This is a genomic window from Streptomyces sp. NPDC001941 (assembly GCF_040296945.1).
Lineage (GTDB): Bacteria > Actinomycetota > Actinomycetes > Streptomycetales > Streptomycetaceae > Streptomyces.
This window is the reverse complement of record NZ_JBEOYE010000039.1, coordinates 37346-53326: the sequence shown is the minus strand read 5'-3', so window position 1 is coordinate 53326 and position 15981 is coordinate 37346. Positions and strand designations below refer to the sequence as shown.

The 15981-nt window shown below is 72.8% G+C and carries 11 protein-coding genes; 8 read left to right on the top strand and 3 right to left on the bottom strand.

The features are described from left to right. The first annotated feature begins 113 nt into the window (after positions 1 to 113). From ABT160_RS24795 to ABT160_RS24780, 4 genes are all read left to right on the top strand, one after another. Positions 114 to 3311, top strand: coding sequence for a DUF4132 domain-containing protein (locus tag ABT160_RS24795; protein ID WP_351649977.1), 3198 nt, complete (start codon positions 114 to 116; stop codon positions 3309 to 3311). A gap of 10 nt (positions 3312 to 3321) precedes the next feature. Beyond that, entirely contained in the window at positions 3322 to 4554 is a 1233-nt protein-coding gene (locus ABT160_RS24790) for an arginine deiminase (protein WP_351649976.1), read from the top strand. Positions 4555 to 4705: 151 nt separating this feature from the next. Then, positions 4706 to 5716 (top strand): ornithine carbamoyltransferase, encoded by a 1011-nt coding sequence (argF, locus tag ABT160_RS24785; RefSeq protein ID WP_351649975.1) that lies wholly within the window; start codon positions 4706 to 4708, stop codon positions 5714 to 5716. A gap of 156 nt (positions 5717 to 5872) precedes the next feature. Beyond that, positions 5873 to 7339 carry an amino acid permease gene (locus ABT160_RS24780; protein ID WP_351649974.1) on the top strand — a complete coding sequence of 489 codons (1467 nt, stop codon included), beginning with the start codon at positions 5873 to 5875 and terminating at the stop codon, positions 7337 to 7339. Positions 7340 to 7408: 69 nt separating this feature from the next. Here ABT160_RS24780 and ABT160_RS24775 read toward each other — a convergent pair whose 3' ends face one another. Beyond that, positions 7409 to 7852 (bottom strand): ATP-binding protein, encoded by a 444-nt coding sequence (locus ABT160_RS24775; RefSeq protein ID WP_351649973.1) that lies wholly within the window; start codon positions 7850 to 7852, stop codon positions 7409 to 7411. A 591-nt stretch (positions 7853 to 8443) separates the two neighbouring features. Here ABT160_RS24775 and ABT160_RS24770 point away from each other — a divergent pair. Both ABT160_RS24770 and ABT160_RS24765 read left to right on the top strand, forming a co-directional pair. Next, the gene (locus tag ABT160_RS24770; protein ID WP_351649972.1) at positions 8444 to 9271 is read left to right on the top strand and encodes an enoyl-CoA hydratase family protein; all 828 of its coding nucleotides are present in this window, start codon (positions 8444 to 8446) and stop codon (positions 9269 to 9271) included. Beyond that, positions 9268 to 11586, top strand: a complete 2319-nt coding sequence (locus ABT160_RS24765) for a bifunctional salicylyl-CoA 5-hydroxylase/oxidoreductase (RefSeq protein WP_351649971.1) — start codon at positions 9268 to 9270, stop codon at positions 11584 to 11586. The genes ABT160_RS24770 and ABT160_RS24765 overlap by 4 nt, the downstream gene beginning before the upstream one ends. 27 nt (positions 11587 to 11613) lie before the next feature. On the opposite strand, the gene ABT160_RS24760 is transcribed toward ABT160_RS24765, so the two are convergent. Both ABT160_RS24760 and ABT160_RS24755 read right to left on the bottom strand, forming a co-directional pair. Next, on the bottom strand, positions 11614 to 12438 hold the full coding sequence (locus ABT160_RS24760) for a PaaX family transcriptional regulator (RefSeq protein WP_351649970.1): 825 nt from the start codon (positions 12436 to 12438) through the stop codon (positions 11614 to 11616). A gap of 9 nt (positions 12439 to 12447) precedes the next feature. Continuing rightward, the gene (locus ABT160_RS24755) at positions 12448 to 14127 is read right to left on the bottom strand and encodes an AMP-binding protein (protein WP_351649969.1); all 1680 of its coding nucleotides are present in this window, start codon (positions 14125 to 14127) and stop codon (positions 12448 to 12450) included. Between the two features lie 109 nt (positions 14128 to 14236). Here ABT160_RS24755 and ABT160_RS24750 point away from each other — a divergent pair, with 109 nt between their 5' ends. After that, positions 14237 to 15388, top strand: coding sequence for an acyl-CoA dehydrogenase family protein (locus tag ABT160_RS24750; protein WP_351649968.1), 1152 nt, complete (start codon positions 14237 to 14239; stop codon positions 15386 to 15388). Continuing rightward, positions 15385 to 15792, top strand: a complete 408-nt coding sequence (locus ABT160_RS24745) for a RidA family protein (RefSeq protein ID WP_351649967.1) — start codon at positions 15385 to 15387, stop codon at positions 15790 to 15792. The genes ABT160_RS24750 and ABT160_RS24745 overlap by 4 nt, the downstream gene beginning before the upstream one ends. Positions 15793 to 15981: the final 189 nt, after the last annotated feature.

Sequence of the window (15981 nt, the reverse complement as noted above, 5' to 3'; positions counted from 1 at the left end):
GGCTCGGGCCCGGCCCCAGGCCTTCGGCGTCATCGTGCCTGGTCAGGTGTGGTGCGGACCTCGTTGTCAGTGGGGGCTCGTAAGGTGTGATCACTCGCTCGGACCGTGGGCGGGTGAGCACGTCACGGGGGTACGACATGGGGGACCAGGGACACTGGAAGGCCGTCGGGGACTACGAGTTGGGCCTCGACGCCTACGACGAACCGAAGCCGGCGGTGCTGTGCCGCAGGACTTCGACGGGGCGCGAGCTCAAGAAGGTACCGGCCGCGCTCAAGGGCGATCCGCACCTGGCCGGGCTGACCGCGCTCGCCGACTGGATCGGGGACCACGCCGAAGAGGCCCGCGCCCGGGTCGAGCACTGGATGACCCAGTCGCTCCCCGTGCCCGCGGAGCTGATCCGGCAGGTGTGGCCCGACCCGTACTGGCGCCGGGCCCTGCGCCTCGCGGTCCTCGCGCCGTACGAGGACGGCGCACCGGACACCGCCAGGGCCGGGCTCCTCTTGGACGCGCCCGCGCACGGGGGCCTCGCGCTGACCGGGCTCGACGGCGACCTCGGCGTGTCCGACACGACGGTGGCCGTGCTGCACCCGGCCCTGCTCGACCCGCGCGGCACCGGCAGGCTGGCCAAGTGGCGCGAGCTGCTGGACCGGTTCGGGGGAGAGCAGCGCATCGAGCAACTGCGCCGTGCGGTGTTCGTGCGCCCCGACTCCTCGCCCGCTCCCCATCCGCACGTGCAGCGCCTGCAGATCCGGGCGTTCGACGGCGTGGAGTACGACAGCGGGGCCCGCTTCGAGCGGGTCGTCTCCCGCTTCGGCGGCCGCATCGCCGGAGAGCAGGCCCGGTTCGGCTTCTCCGAGCGCGGCCAAGGCTTCGGCCTCACCCTCGACCTGCGCTACCAGGGCCCTTTCTCCGGGGTGAACGTCCACGACTTCTGGTGGACCCGCACCCGGGGCCGGTTCGGGCCGGGGGCATTCGACGCGATCCCGCACGTGGTGTGGTCCGAGGGACTGCGGGCGATGGCCGCCGTGTACGACGAGCGGTCACCCGACGAGACCACCCGGTCCGGGGGCCGGGACGTGCCGCCCGACGCCCACAGTGCCTACCAGGCCTTCCTGGTGGAGTGCGCCGAGTACGGGCGCTCGGCCGAGCCGTGCCCGCCGCAGCCCGCGCCCGAGCCCGCGACGGACGGGCAGTTGCTCGGGGTCGGTGCGGTGCTCGCCGGAGAGCCCGTCGGCGGGCGGCCCGAGGAGACGATGACGGCGCGGACGTACGGCTGGGACGCGCTCGACGACGGGCAGTACGTGGTCCGCCTGGTGCCGGAGCGGGCCGGCACGGCGGAGGACGCCGTCGCCCGCGCGCTGGGCCTGGACCCCGGGGTCGGTCCGGCGGCCGTGGTGGGCCGGGTGCGCACCGCGCCGCTGTCCTTCCTCTCCCAAGCGTGCCGTGCCCACCCCGAGCACGCCGCGCGCGCCGTCGCCCTGCTCGCGCCACTGCGCCGGTGCGAGGAGCAGGCCGTGGCCAAACCGGGCCGGGCGGCCACCCAACTGCGTGACAACCTGGTCAAGCTGACGGCCGATGCGCCACAGCTGCTGCCGTACGCGCTCGACGAGGGCGCCCGGGTGGTGGCCGGTGCGGGCAGCCCCGCGATGGCCAAGCCTCTGTTCGCGGCGGCCCGTGAGGCCGAGCTGAGCAGCGGCCGGGCGCCCGATGAGGACGAACTGGCGGCACGCATGGCCGAGTTCACCACCCTCGGCGTCATCACCGACAAGATGCTCAAGGAGTACCGCAAGGGCCTGACCACCCGGCTGCCCGCCGAGCAGGCCGACCGGCGCTTCCGGGACCTCGTCCTCACCTGGTGCCGCTCGGGGCGGACCACCCCGGCCACCTTCGCCGTCGAACTCGCCGGCCCCGCCGGAGCCCCGCTGCCGGACGACGACGAGCACGCGGAACTGGTCGCCGGACTCCTGCGCGGCCACGCCTTCGACGAGACCCCGCCCAAGGTCTGGCAGTCGTGGCTGCCCCCGCTGCGGCGCGCGCTGGCGCGCGAACCCGAGCTCGCCCTCGTGGTCCTGCCCCTGCCGCCCCAGCACCGGGGCAACTCTCCCGCCGGGCTCGCCCGGGCCGCCGAGACCTGGCTGGACCTGCTCGACGCGTCCGGGATCCTGGACCGGATCACCGCTGCACCCGGTGCCGACCCGCTACCTGTGGAGACCGCGCAGCAGTGGCTCGACCTGGTCCTGCGGACGTACGCGGGCGCGGCCGTACCCGTCCCGCGCCTGGACGAGGTGCTGCGCGCGGTCGCCCGGCGGACCCGGGAGGCCGGACTGGAGCGCGAACCGCTGCGCGCGCTGGCCGCGCGGGTCATGAAGTGGCCCTGGCCGGCCGCCGTGGAGCTCGGGATGCTGGCCTCACTGGTGCGCGCCGGGATGCCGACGGCGCCCTGGCCCGAGGACGCCTACCTGGGCGTGTCGCAGTGGCTGGAGCGTCGGGACGCCGCCGTGGCCGAGGAGCTGCTGGACCTGCCCTGGTTCGCACGGCGGGTACGGGCGGAGCTCGTCGTGCCCGTCGACGCGGAGCCGGGGTCGTCGCCGGGCACGCACCCGCTGGCGAAGCTGCCGTTCGCGGCCGGGCGCCTGCTGCGTTCGGAGCGGCTGCGGGGCGTCGTACTGCCGGAGCTGGACCGGTGGGCACGCACCCTGGCCGAGGAGGCCGAGGATGGGGCCGGGGAAGGTGGGGCCGGGCGGCTGAGGGTGCTGCTCGCGCTGCTGGTGCACGCGGAGGCGTTCGCCGCACCGATCGAGGGCAACCCGGCGGCCGAGGCGGTACGAGTGGCCCGGGACACCGATCCCGTACCCCTGCTGGCCGAGGAACTGCGGCGCTGCGGGGCCGTGGACATGACGCCGGAGCGGGCGGCGGCGCTGCTCGCCGCCGTGGAGGAGCGGGAGGCGCTGGCCCTGGCGTACGACACCAGGAGGCTGATCGGCGGCAACGTCAGCGTCGCCGGTGGGGAGACCGCCCGGGGCAGCGGCGCCTGGGGAGGCCTGCGGGCCCTGGTGGGGCGCGCACTGCCGGAGCTGGTCGAGACCGGACCGGGAGGGGCGGAGGCGACCGGATCCGGAGGGGCAGTGGAGCCCGGTCCTGGAACGGCTGCGAGCACCGGGCCGGAAGGAGAAGCCGGCTCCGGAGGGGCTGGTGGGGACGCGGGAGCGGGGTGGGACCGGGCCGTCGTCGCGGTGTACGACGCGGTGCAGTGTCGGACGCGACAGGAGAAGCTGCGTCCTTCACCGGGTGAACCCGGGCCCGCGCGGTGAGGATGGGGTCATGGGATTCCATGTCGATTCCGAGACCGGGCGGCTGCGCCGCGTCATCCTGCACCGGCCGGACCTGGAGCTGAAGCGACTCACCCCGACGAACAAGGACGCGCTGCTCTTCGACGACGTGCTGTGGGTGCGCCGGGCGCGCCAGGAGCACGACGGCTTCGCGGACGTCCTGCGCGACCGGGGGGTGCGGGTGCACCTCTTCGGGGACCTGCTGCGCGAGGCGCTGGAGGTCCCGGCCGCGCGCAAGCTCGTCCTGGACCGCGTCTTCGACGAGAAGGAATACGGCCCGCTGGCGACGGACCACCTGCGGGCCGTGTTCGACGAGATGGAGACGCCCCGGCTGGTGGAAGCGCTGGTGGGAGGGATGACCAAGCGCGAGTTCCTGGCGGGCCACCAGGAGCCGACGTCGGTGCGGTTCCACGTGATGGACCTGGACGACTTCCTGCTGGGGCCGCTGCCCAACCACCTGTTCACCCGGGACACCTCCGCCTGGATCTACGACGGCGTCTCGATCAACGCGATGCGCTGGCCCGCCCGCCAGCGCGAGACCGTGCACTTCGAGGCGATCTACAAGCACCACCCGCTGTTCACCGGCCCGGAGGCGGGCGCCTTCCACCACTGGTCCGAGGGGCAGGACGACTACCCGTCGACGATCGAGGGCGGCGACGTCCTGGTCATCGGGAACGGGGCGGTGCTGATCGGGATGAGCGAGCGGACCACGCCGCAGGCGGTGGAGATGCTGGCCAGGGGACTGTTCGCGGCGGGGTCGGCGCGCACGATCGTGGCCCTGGACATGCCCAAGCGCCGCGCGTTCATGCACCTGGACACGGTGATGACGATGGTGGACCACGACACCTTCACCCAGTACGCGGGCCTGGGCATGCTCCGTTCGTACACGATCGAACCGGGCGAGGGCGGCCGGTCCCTGAGGGTCACCGACCATCCGCCGGAGCAGATGCACAGCGCCATCGCCGCCGCCCTGGGGCTGCCCCGGATCCGGGTCCTGACGGCCACCCAGGACGTGCACGCGGCGGAGCGCGAGCAGTGGGACGACGGGTGCAACGTGCTGGCGGTCGAGCCCGGGGTCGTCGTGGCGTACGAGCGCAACGTCACCACCAACACGCATCTGCGCAAGCAGGGGATCGAGGTGATCGAGATCCGGGGCAGCGAGCTGGGGCGCGGCCGGGGCGGCCCGCGCTGCATGAGCTGTCCGGTGGAGCGGGACGGCGTATGACCCCGGGACCGTGACTCGACAGGGCTGTATATAAATTCAAGATCTCGTATAGACTTCCAGAGTCCCGCATTCGGAAGCGCATTCGGATACCCGCCCTGAGGCCGACGGTACCCCGGATGCGACCGGACCCCAGGAATCCAGGAGCGTCGCCATGGCCACAGACCTCACCGGCCGCCACTTCCTCAAGGAGCTGGACCTCACCGCCGAGGAGTTCCGTGCCCTGATCGACCTGTCCGCCCGGCTCAAGGCGGACAAGAAGGCAGGGACCGAGACGCAGCGCCTGCGTGGCCGGAACGTGGCACTGATCTTCGAGAAGTCCTCCACCCGCACCCGCTGCGCCTTCGAGGTCGCGGCGGCGGACCAGGGCGCCTCCACCACGTACATCGACCCGGCCGGCTCCCACATCGGCAAGAAGGAGTCCGCGCGCGACACCGCACGCGTCCTGGGCAGGATGTTCGACGCGATCGAGTTCCGCGGCGACGCCCAGGCCACCGTCGAAGCGCTGGCCGCACACGCCGGAGTGCCCGTCTACAACGGCCTCACCGACGAATGGCACCCCACCCAGATGCTGGCCGACGTGCTCACCATGACCGAGCACTGCGCCAAGCCGCTGGAGGAGGTCTCGTTCGCCTACCTCGGCGACGCGCGCTTCAACATGGGCAACTCCTACCTCGTCACCGCCGCCCTGCTCGGCATGGACGTGCGCATCACGGCGCCCCGCGCGTACTGGCCCGCCGAGGAGGTCGTGGACCGGGCGCGCAAGCTCGCCGCCGACAGTGGAGCCCGCATCACCCTGACCGAAGACGTCGAGGAGGGCGTGCGCGGCGCGGACTTCGTCGTCACGGACGTGTGGGTGTCCATGGGGGAGCCGCAGGAGGTGTGGGACGAGCGGATCACGGCCCTGCGTCCGTACGCGGTGACGATGGACGTGCTGCGCGCGACCGGCAACCCGGACGTGAAGTTCCTGCACTGCCTCCCCGCCTTCCACGACCTCGGCACGGCCGTGGCGCGCGAGATCCACGAGCGGTACGGCCTGTCCGAGCTGGAGGTCACCGACGAGGTCTTCGAGTCCGCGCACTCGGTCGTCTTCGACGAGGCCGAGAACCGGCTCCACACGATCAAGGCCGTCATGGTGGCCACACTGGCGGGCCCGGACGCCTGACCGGCCCCGCGCACGACCATCGATGCATAGAGATGCGCCCGATTGGGTGAATATGCGGAGTGGCGGTTAGTATCGGCCGACAAGGTGGGGTTCCGGGCTCGCACGCTCGGAACCCCACCTTTGCGTCGTGTACGAACCAGAGATGAGAACCACCCCATGCGCCCGCCCTCGGCAGGACCGCGGAACCGGAACCCCCTCGGAACGCGGATCAAGTCCCCCCAGCAGCTGATCGCCGAATCCGGCACCGACCTCGAAGGCCACGGCCTGCGCCGCACCATGGGCCTGTTCCAGCTGGTCTGCTTCGGCATCGGCGCCATCGTCGGCACCGGCATCTTCGTCGGCCTGTCCGACTCCGTCGCCGAAGCCGGGCCCGCCGTCGTGGTCTCCTTCGTACTCGCCGCGATCACCTGCGTCTTCACCGCCTTCTCGTTCGCCGAGCTGGGCAGCGCGATCCCGGTCTCCGGATCCTCGTACTCCTTCGCCTACGCCACCCTCGGCGAGCGCGTCGCCTTCCTCGTCGGCTGGTGCCTGCTCCTGGAGTACGGCGTCTCCGTCTCGGCCGTCGCGGTCGGCTGGAGCCAGTACCTCAACGAACTGCTGAACAGCATCACCGGCTGGCAACTGCCCGCCGCGCTCTCCGCCGGCCCCGGCGAAGGCGGCGTGATCAACCTCCCCGCCGTCGTGGTGATACTCCTCGCCGCCCTCCTCCTCGTCCGCGGCATCCGCGAGAGCGCGCGGGCGACCGCCGCCATGGCGATCCTGAAGATCGCGATCCTGATCCTGTTCTGCGCCATCGCCTACTCGGCGTACCGCGACGGCAACCTCTCGCCGTTCGCCACCGAGGGCGTCGCGGGCATCACCTCCGGCGCCTCCGTCGCGTTCTTCTCGTACATCGGCTTCGACGCGATCACCACGGCCGGCGAAGAGGTCAAGAACCCCCGGCGGAACATCCCCATCGCCATCCTGATCTGCATCGGCCTGGTGACGCTGCTGTACGTCGCCGTCGCCGTCGCGGCCATCGGCGCGCTCGGCGCGGACGACGTCGCGGACAAGCCCGCGGCGCTCTCCCTGATCGTCAACCAGGTCACCGACTCCACCATCGGCGGCGGCGTCATCGCCTTCGGCGCGGTCGTCGCCATCGCGTCGGTCGTCCTCGCGGTCATGTACGGGCAGACCCGCATCCTGATGTCGATGTCCCGCGACGGCCTGATCCCGCGCGTCTTCGAACGGATCTCCCCGCGCACCGCGACACCGGTCGCCAACACCTGGATCGTCGCGTCCGTCTTCGCTATCCCCGCCGCCTTCTCGTCACTCGACGTGGTCGTCAACCTCACGACGATCGGCACCCTCGCCATCATGGCCGTCGTCAACATCGCGGTGATCGCCCTGCGCCGCCGTGACCCGGACCTGCAGCGCTCGTTCCGCGTGCCGCTCTACCCGGTCAGCCCGGTCCTCGGCGTGGCGTTCTGCCTGTACCTGATCTGGGGCACGGGCTGGACGACCTGGCTCCAGTTCGCCGCGTTCCTGGTGGTGGGGGCGCTGGTGTACGTGGCGTACGGACGCCGCAACTCGCGGCTCGGAGCCGCGGAACAGGACGCGCCGGGCCGAGCGCCCGCGTCCTGAGTGGATCTCGGGTCCGAGGGGCGCGTCCCCGCTCCTCGGGCCCGGTGCTGCTTTCCGGCCGGGGCGGGGTCAGGCGTGGGCCGGACGGGTCGGCAGCGTGAACCAGACGGCCTTGCCCTGGGCCGTGGGCCGGTGCCCGCAGGCGGAGCTGAGCGTACGTATCAGCAGCAGGCCGCGCCCGTGCTCCTGCCACGGATCGGGCGGACCGCCCGGACGGCCGGGGGCGAGGTCGCCGGGCGGGGCCGGATCGGGGTCGTGGACCTCGACCTGACAGCCGGTGGGCAGCAGCTCGACGACCAGCTCCAGCGGACCCTCGCCCTTCGTGTGCTCCACGGCGTTGGCCACCAGCTCGGCGGTGAGCAGCTCCGCCGTGTCACTGTCCGCGGCGGGGGCGTCCGACTCCAGCAGGTCCGCCATCACGGTACGGATCAGGGCGCGGGCGATGGGCACGGCGGCGGTGGTGTGGGGCAGTGCGATACGCCAGGAGGTGGGGCGGCCGGAAGCTGCGGGCAAGGCTGGGTCCGTTCGGTCCGATCGGGAGTGAAGGCTCGTGGGTGGAGAGCCGGTGACGTCCTGGTTTCAACCTTACGAACCGCAAGGACCGGGACAAGGGGCACCCGGCGGGTGGGGAGTGGGACCTGCGCCACACGGGAGGTGGGACTTTCGGCCGGGTCGGTCGGCGGTCGGGCGGTCGGCGATGCGTTGAAGGGGCGATGTGAGCGATCGGCGGTCGGAGGGGTGACGTGCGGTGGGTCTCGACGGTTTGCCGTCAGCCGTCAGCCGTCAGCCGTCAGCCGTCAGCCGTCAGCCGTCAGCCGTCAGCCGTCAGCCGTCAGCCGTCAGCCGTCAGCCGTCAGCCGTCAGCTGCTATCTGTTAGCCGTCATTTGTCAGCGGATGTCTGTCCGACGTCACCTGTCAGCTGTCGGGCTACCAGCCAGCCGACTCGCGCCCCGTCCGCCCGCATCGAGAAGCCGACATGCGTATCGCGCCCTCGTGACGGCAGTCACGTACGAGTGATAGCTTCGAGGGGCAGCCATCGCCCGGCAGCAGCAGCGCTCTCTGTCGCGCCGGCCGTGCCACTCCGCCCAGGGAGGCCGCACCGCATGAGCCCCTTCCCCAGCTCCGCGTCCCGCACCGAGCAGTGGCGGCATCTGCGCCTCGACCTCGACGACGGCGTCGCCACCGTCACCCTCGACCGTCCCGACAAGCTCAACGCCCTGACCTTCGGCGCCTACGCCGATCTGCGGGATCTGCTCGCGGAGCTCTCCCGCGAGCGTTCCGTACGCGCCCTCGTCCTCGGGGGCGAAGGGCGCGGCTTCTGTTCCGGCGGCGATGTCGACGAGATCATCGGCGCGACCCTCGGCATGGACATGGCGCAGCTGCTCGACTTCAACCGGATGACCGGCCAGGTCGTGCGTGCCGTGCGGGAATGCCCCTTCCCCGTGGTCGCGGCCGTGCACGGTGTCGCCGCCGGGGCGGGCGCCGTCCTTGCGCTCGCGGCGGACTTCCGGGTGGCCGACCCCACGGCCCGGTTCGCGTTCCTGTTCACCCGGGTCGGGCTGTCGGGCGGCGACATGGGGGCGGCGTACCTGCTGCCCCGCGTCGTCGGGCTCGGGCACGCCACCCGGCTGCTGATGCTCGGCGAGGCCGTGCGCGCGCCGGAGGCAGAACGCATCGGGCTCATCAGCGAGTTGACCGAGGAGGGGCAGGCCGGGGTGCGCGCCGCCGAGCTGGCCCGTCGCCTCGCCGACGGTCCCGCGCTCGCGCTCGCGCAGACCAAGGCGCTGCTCACCGCCGAGCTGGACATGCCGCTCGCCGCCTCGGTGGAGCTGGACGCCGCCACGCAGGCCCTGCTGATGAACGGCGAGGACTACGCCGAGTTCCACGCCGCGTTCACCGAGAAGCGTCCCCCGAAGTGGCGGGGCCGGTGAGCGCGCCCGGTCCCGGGGCCCCGGGGCCCGCCGCGAGGGCGCTCCGGGTCGCCGTCATCGGCGGCGGACCCGGCGGCTTCTACGCCGCCGCCCTCCTCAAGCGCCTCGACCCCGAGCGCGAGATCACCGTCTGGGAGCGCAACGCCCCCGACGACACCTTCGGCTTCGGCGTCGTCCTCTCCGACGAGACCCTGGGCGGCATCGAGCACGCCGACCCGGCCGTCTACCGCGCCCTGCAGGCCGACTTCGTGCGCTGGGACGACATCGACATCGTCCACCGGGGTCGCACCCTCACCTCCGGCGGCCACGGCTTCGCGGCCCTGGGCCGCCGCAGGCTCCTGCAGATCCTGCACGAGCGCTGCACCGAGCTCGGCGTACGGCTCCGCTTCCGTTCCGAGGCCCCGCCCGCCGCCCAACTGGCCGCCGAGCACGACCTGGTGATCGCCGCCGACGGGGTCAACAGCGCCACCCGCGCCGCACACGCCGACGTCTTCGGTCCCCAACTCACCACGCACCGCTGCCGTTACATCTGGCTCGCGGCCGACTTCGCCCTCGACGCCTTCCGCTTCGAGATCGCCGAGACCGAGCACGGCGTCATGCAGCTGCACGGCTACCCCTACTCGGCGGACTCCTCCACCGTCATCGTCGAGATGCGCGAAGAGGTCTGGTACGCGGCCGGGTTCGCGGACCTCGACGAGCGCGCCTCGACCGAACGCTGCGCCAAGATCTTCGCCGACGCCCTCGGCGGACGCGCCCTGCGCGGTAACAAGTCCTCCTGGACCGCGTTCCGCACGGTCACCAACTCCAGCTGGTCGCACGGCAATACGGTCCTGATCGGCGACGCCGCCCACACCGCGCACTTCTCCATCGGGTCCGGCACCAAGCTCGCCGTCGAGGACGCCCTTGCGCTCGCCGCCTGCGTCCAGGAGCACCCCGACCTGCGCACGGCGCTGCGGGCGTACGAGGAGGAGCGCCGGCCCGTCGTGGAGTCGACCCAGCGCGCGGCCGCCGCGAGCCTGCGCTGGTTCGAGGAGCTCGGTACGTATCTGGACCAGCCGCAGCGGCAGTTCGCGTTCAACCTGCTCACCCGCAGCCGCCGCGTCACCCACGACAACCTGCGCCTGCGCGACCCCGGGTTCACCGATGCCGTCGAGCGGGACTTCGGCTGCCCCGCCGGAACGCCCCCGATGTTCACGCCCTTCCGGCTGCGCGGGCTGACCCTGCGCAATCGCGTCGTCGTCTCCCCGATGGACATGTACTCCGCCGAGGACGGCGTTCCCGCCGACTTCCACCTGGTCCACCTCGGCGCCCGCGCCCTCGGCGGCGCCGGACTGGTGATGACGGAGATGGTGTGCGTCAGCCCCGAGGGCCGCATCACGCCCGGCTGCACCGGCCTGTACACCAGCGAACAGGCCGACGCCTGGCGGCGGATCACCGACTTCGTGCACGGCGGCTCACCGGGCACCGCGCTCGGCGTGCAGCTCGGCCACTCCGGCCGCAAGGGCTCCACCAAGCTGATGTGGGACGGCATCGACCAGCCGCTCGACGGCGGCAACTGGCCGCTCTCGGCCGCCTCCCCGCTCCCGTACCGCCCCGGCGTCAACCAGGTCCCGCACCAGCTGGACGCGACCGGACTCGCCCTGATCCGGGACCAGTTCGCCGACGCCGCCCGCCGCGCCGCCCAGTGCGGCTTCGATCTGCTCGAACTGCACTGCGCACACGGCTACTTGCTCTCCGGCTTCCTCTCCCCGCTGACCAACCTGCGCACCGACGGCTACGGCGGGGAACTCGCGGGCCGTCTGCGCTTCCCGCTCGAAGTCTTCGACGCGGTACGGGAGGTGTGGCCCGAGGAGCGTCCGATGACCGTTCGGATCTCCGCGACCGACTGGGCCCCCGGCGGCACCACCCCCGAGGAATCGGTGGAGATCGCCCGCGCCTTCGTGCGCCACGGGGCCGACGCCATCGACGTCTCCACCGGCCAGGTGGTGCCCGAGGAGCGCCCCGAGTTCGGGCGCTCGTACCAGACGCCCTACGCCGACCGCATCCGCAACACCCTCGGCGTCCCGGTCATCACCGTCGGCGCCATCTCCTCCTGGGACGACGTCAACTCGCTGCTGCTCGCGGGCCGTGCCGACCTGTGCGCGCTGGCCCGGCCGCACCTGTACGACCCGCACTGGACGCTGCACGCGGCCGCCGAGCAGGAGTACGCGGGGCCGGGCGCGCCCTGGCCCGTGCCGTACCTGGCCGGCAGCCGCAAGCCGCCGACGGGCCGCACGGACGCGCCCAAGCCCCGTCTCACGCTCACCGGGCCGTGACGGGGCGCGGGGGTGTGCGGCCCGGGTTCAGCCCTGCCGTACGAACCGTTCCCCGAGGTCCCGCAGCCGTTCGTGCAGCGCCGTGAAGACTTCCGCCGCCCTTGCCCCCGGCCAGTGCGGCGGCAGTAGGGAGGCGGGCAGTCCCGGGTCCGCGTACGGCAGTTGGCGCCAGGCGTCCAGTGCCACCAGGTAGTCCCGGTAGGCCTCCTCCGCTGAACCGGCCTCTCCCGACTCCCACTTGAGCAGGACCGGCTCCTGCGTCGCGAGGAAGTCCTCGTGCAGACGGGCGATCGCCGACAGGTCCCACCAGCGCGAGACGGCCTCGGCGGTCGCCGCGAAGCCCAGGTGCTCGCCCTTGAACAGATCGACGTACGGGTCGAGTTGGAGGCGGCGCAGGGTGTGGCGGGTCTCCTCGTGGAGTCCCGCGGGCGCGATCCAGACGCCGGGCGCCGCCGTGCCGAAGCCGAGCCGGGCCAGCCGCGAGCGCAGCAGGTGCCGCTTGCTGCGCTCCTCCTCCGGCACGGAGAACACCGCGAGCACCCATCCGTCGTCGCGCCCCTCGTCCGCTCCGGGCCGGGTGCGGGAGTAGATGCGCCGGTCGCCGTCGTCCAGGAGCTGGCGGGCGTCCTCGGACAGGGCGTATCCGGCGCCGCCCCCGCCGGTGCGCGCGGCGACGAGCAGGCCGCGCCGCTTCAGCCGGGACACCGAGGAGCGCACCGAGGGCGCGTCCACGCCGAGCACGCCGAGGAGCCTGATCAACTCGGCCACGGGGAGCGGTGCGTTGTCCGGTGTGCGTCCGTACGCGCCGTACAGGGAGACGATCAGGGAGCGGGGGGTGTGCTGCTCGGCCACGTGATCACTCTAGGACCTCGGCCCGCCGGGGGCCCCTGGGGGCCGCTGCGGGGCGGGGAGCCCTTCGCGCAGCCGGAAGCGCTGGAGCTTGCCGGTGGCGGTGCGGGGGAGTGCGTCGAGGAAGACGACGCGGCGCGGGCACTTGTACGGGACGAGCCGGCTCTTGACGAACTCCCGCAGCTCCTCGGCGGCCCCCTCGTCGCGGGGGAGGCCCTCGCGCAGTACCACGTACGCGACGACGACCTGGCCGCGCAGCTCGTCCGGCAGGCCCACCACGGCGGTCTCGACGACGTCGGGGTGGGCCAGCAGCGCGTCCTCGACCTGGGGACCCGCGACGTTGTACCCGGCCGAGATGATCATGTCGTCGGCGCGCGCGACGTAGCGGAAGTAGCCGTCGGGCTCGCGCACGTACGCGTCACCGGTGACATTCCACCTGTCACGTACGTACTCCAGCTGGCGCGGATCGGCCAGGTAGCGGCACCCCACGGGGCCGCGCACGGCGAGGAGCCCCTCCTCGCCGTCCGGCACGGGATGCCCGGAGGCGTCGACGACGCGGGCCTGCCAGCCGGGGACCGGGACGCCGGTGGTGCCGGGCCTGATGGCGTCGTCGGCGGCGGAGATGAAGATGTGCAGCAGCTCGGTGGCGCCGATGCCGTTGATGACGCGCACCCCGGTGCGCTCGTGCCAGGCGCGCCAGGTGGCGGCCGGCAGGTTCTCCCCGGCGGAGACGCAGCGCCGCAGGCTGGAGACGTCGTACGCGGGCGCCGCACCGGTTCCCGCGGCGGCCAGCTCGTCCAGCATCACGCGGTACGCCGTCGGCGCGGTGAACAGGACGGTCACCCCGTGGCCGGATATGGCCGGCAGGAGCTGCTTGGGGCCCGCCTGCTCCAGGAGGAGGGACGCGGCGCCCGCCCGCATCGGGAAGACGACCAGGCCGCCGAGGCCGAAGGTGAAGCCGAGCGGGGGGCTGCCCGCGAACAGGTCGTCCGGGCGGGGCCGCAGCACCTGGGCGGAGAAGGTGTCGGCGACGGCCAGGACGTCGCGGTGGAAGTGCATGCAGCCCTTGGGCCGTCCCGTGGTGCCGGAGGTGAAGGCGATCAGCGCCACGTCGTCGGCGGCGGTGGCCACGGGCTCGTACCGCGCGGGCATCCGGGCGGCCAGCCTCAGCAGGTCGTCCGGGGCGTCCCCGCCGTACGCGGTGACGCGCAGTCCGGGCACCTCGGCCTTGACCAGGTCGTCCACGGAGCGCACGTCGCACAGTGCGTGTGTGACACGTGCCATGTCACACATGACGGCCAGCTCCTGGGCGCGCTGCTGGGCCAGCACCGTCACGGCCACGGCGCCCGCCTTCATCACGGCCAGCCAGCACGCCGCGAGCCAGGGGCCGGTCGGTCCGCGCAGCAGCACCCGGTTGCCCGGCACCACGCCGAGCGGCCCGGTCAGCACGTGGGCGATGCGGTCCACGCGCTCGCGCAGTTCCCCGTAGGTCCAGCTGCCGCCGGAGCCGTCGCGGAAGACGGTGCGGTCCGGGCCGAACCGCCCGATCGTGCCGTCCAGGAGTTCGGCGCCGCAGTTGAGCCGATCGGGGTACGCGGGCAGACCGGACAGGTCGAGTTCCGGCCACTGCCCCGCGGGCGGCAGATGGTCACGGGCAAACGTGTCGAGGTGGGCCGAGACGGTCAGCTCCATGATTCGCCCCTCGTCGTGGTGGGGTCGCCCATCGAGCGTATCGTGAAGGTGACGACAGTCAACGGTGCGCGATAGAAGCGATGGCAGTGCCGAGGAATTGGGGTAACGAATGCCCGTATTCTCGCTCGAACCCGACCGGGCCGCCTGGTGCGAGGAGCTGCGCGCCCTGGCCGCCGAGCGCCTCCGCCCCCTCGCCGACAAGGGCGAACCCGGCCGCGTGAACCGGCCGCTGGTCGCCGCCCTCGGTGAACTCGGCCTGATCGGGCGGCTGTTCACCTCGGGGGCACTCGACCTGTGCCTGATGCGGGAGTCGCTGGCCCGCGTGTGCACCGAGGCGGAGACCGCGCTCGCCCTCCAGGGGCTCGGCGCCCACCCCGTCGCCGCGTCGGGCACCGCCGCCCAGCGGGAACGCTGGCTGCCGGAGGTGACCGCCGGGCGCGCGGTGGCGGCGTTCGCGCTGAGCGAGCCGGACGCCGGGTCGGACGCGGCGGCCCTGGCGCTCGCCGCGGAGCCGGACGGGCCGGAGGGTTCCGGGCGCTGGCGGCTGAACGGTGAGAAGTGCTGGATCTCCAACGCCCCCGAGGCCGACGTCCTCACCGTCTTCGCCCGCACCACCCCGGGCGCCGGGGCGCGCGGGGTCACCGCCTTCCTGGTGCCGGCCGACCGGGCCGGGCTCGGCGGGCGCCCGCTCGACATGCTCGCCCCGCACGCCATCGGCACGGTCACCTTTGACGCGGTACCGGTGACATGTGACGACGTACTGGGCGAGACCGACCGGGGCTTCCGGGTCGCCATGCGCACCCTGAACCTGTTCCGTCCCAGCGTCGGCGCCTTCGCCGTCGGCATGGCCCAGGCCGCGCTGGACGCGACGCTGGCGCACACCACCGGGCGGCGGGCCTTCGGGGGACCGCTCCGCGACCTCCAGGCGGTGTCGCACCAGGTCGCCGAGATGGCCACCCGCACCGAGGCGGCGCGGCTGCTGGTGTACGCGGCGGCGAGCGCGTACGACGAGGGGGCGCCCGACGTCCCCCGGCGGGCCGCGATGGCCAAGCTGCTGGCCACCGAGACCGCCCAGTTCGTCGTGGACGCCGCCGTCCAGCTGCACGGCGCCCGCGCCCTGCAGCGGGGGCACCTGCTGGAGCACCTGTACCGCGAGGTGCGGGCCCCGCGCATCTACGAGGGGGCGAGCGAGGTCCAACGGACCATCATCGCCAAGGAGTTGTACAAGGACCTGGACGCCGCGAAGGAGGCCGGGGCGTGAGCCTGGACCGACGCAATCCCGAGGAGCTGTCGCCGCCCACCGGCTTCTCGCACGCGACCGTGGCGACCGTCGCGACGGGGACCCGGGTCGTCTTCCTGGCCGGGCAGACCGCGCTGGACGGGGAGGGCAAGGTGGTCGGCGCGACGCTGCCCGAGCAGTTCGAGCGCGCGCTGGGCAACCTGCTGGCCGCCCTGCGCGCGGCCGGCGGTTCCCCCGGTGACCTGGCGCGGGTCACGGTGTACGCAACGGACGTCGCGGACTACCGGGCGCACGCCCGTGAACTCGGCCTGGTATGGCAGCGGTTGGCCGGGCGCGACTACCCGGCCATGGCCGTGATCGGTGTGACCCGGCTGTGGGACGAGCAGGCGCTGGTGGAACTGGACGGTTTCGCCGTCCTCGACTGATCCGGCCCGGCAGGGCCGCCCACCTGCGTACTCGGCCGCCAAGTGCCCCTTGAGTGAGGGTGCTTGGCGGCTTTTGTCGTGTCCGATGGCGTGACGCGCGGGCAACGGGGAGGTGCACGGGGCTTGTCAGTGCAATTTCACATTACTATTTTACGTCTCACATTGCAGTGGCCATGACACCCAACGGCC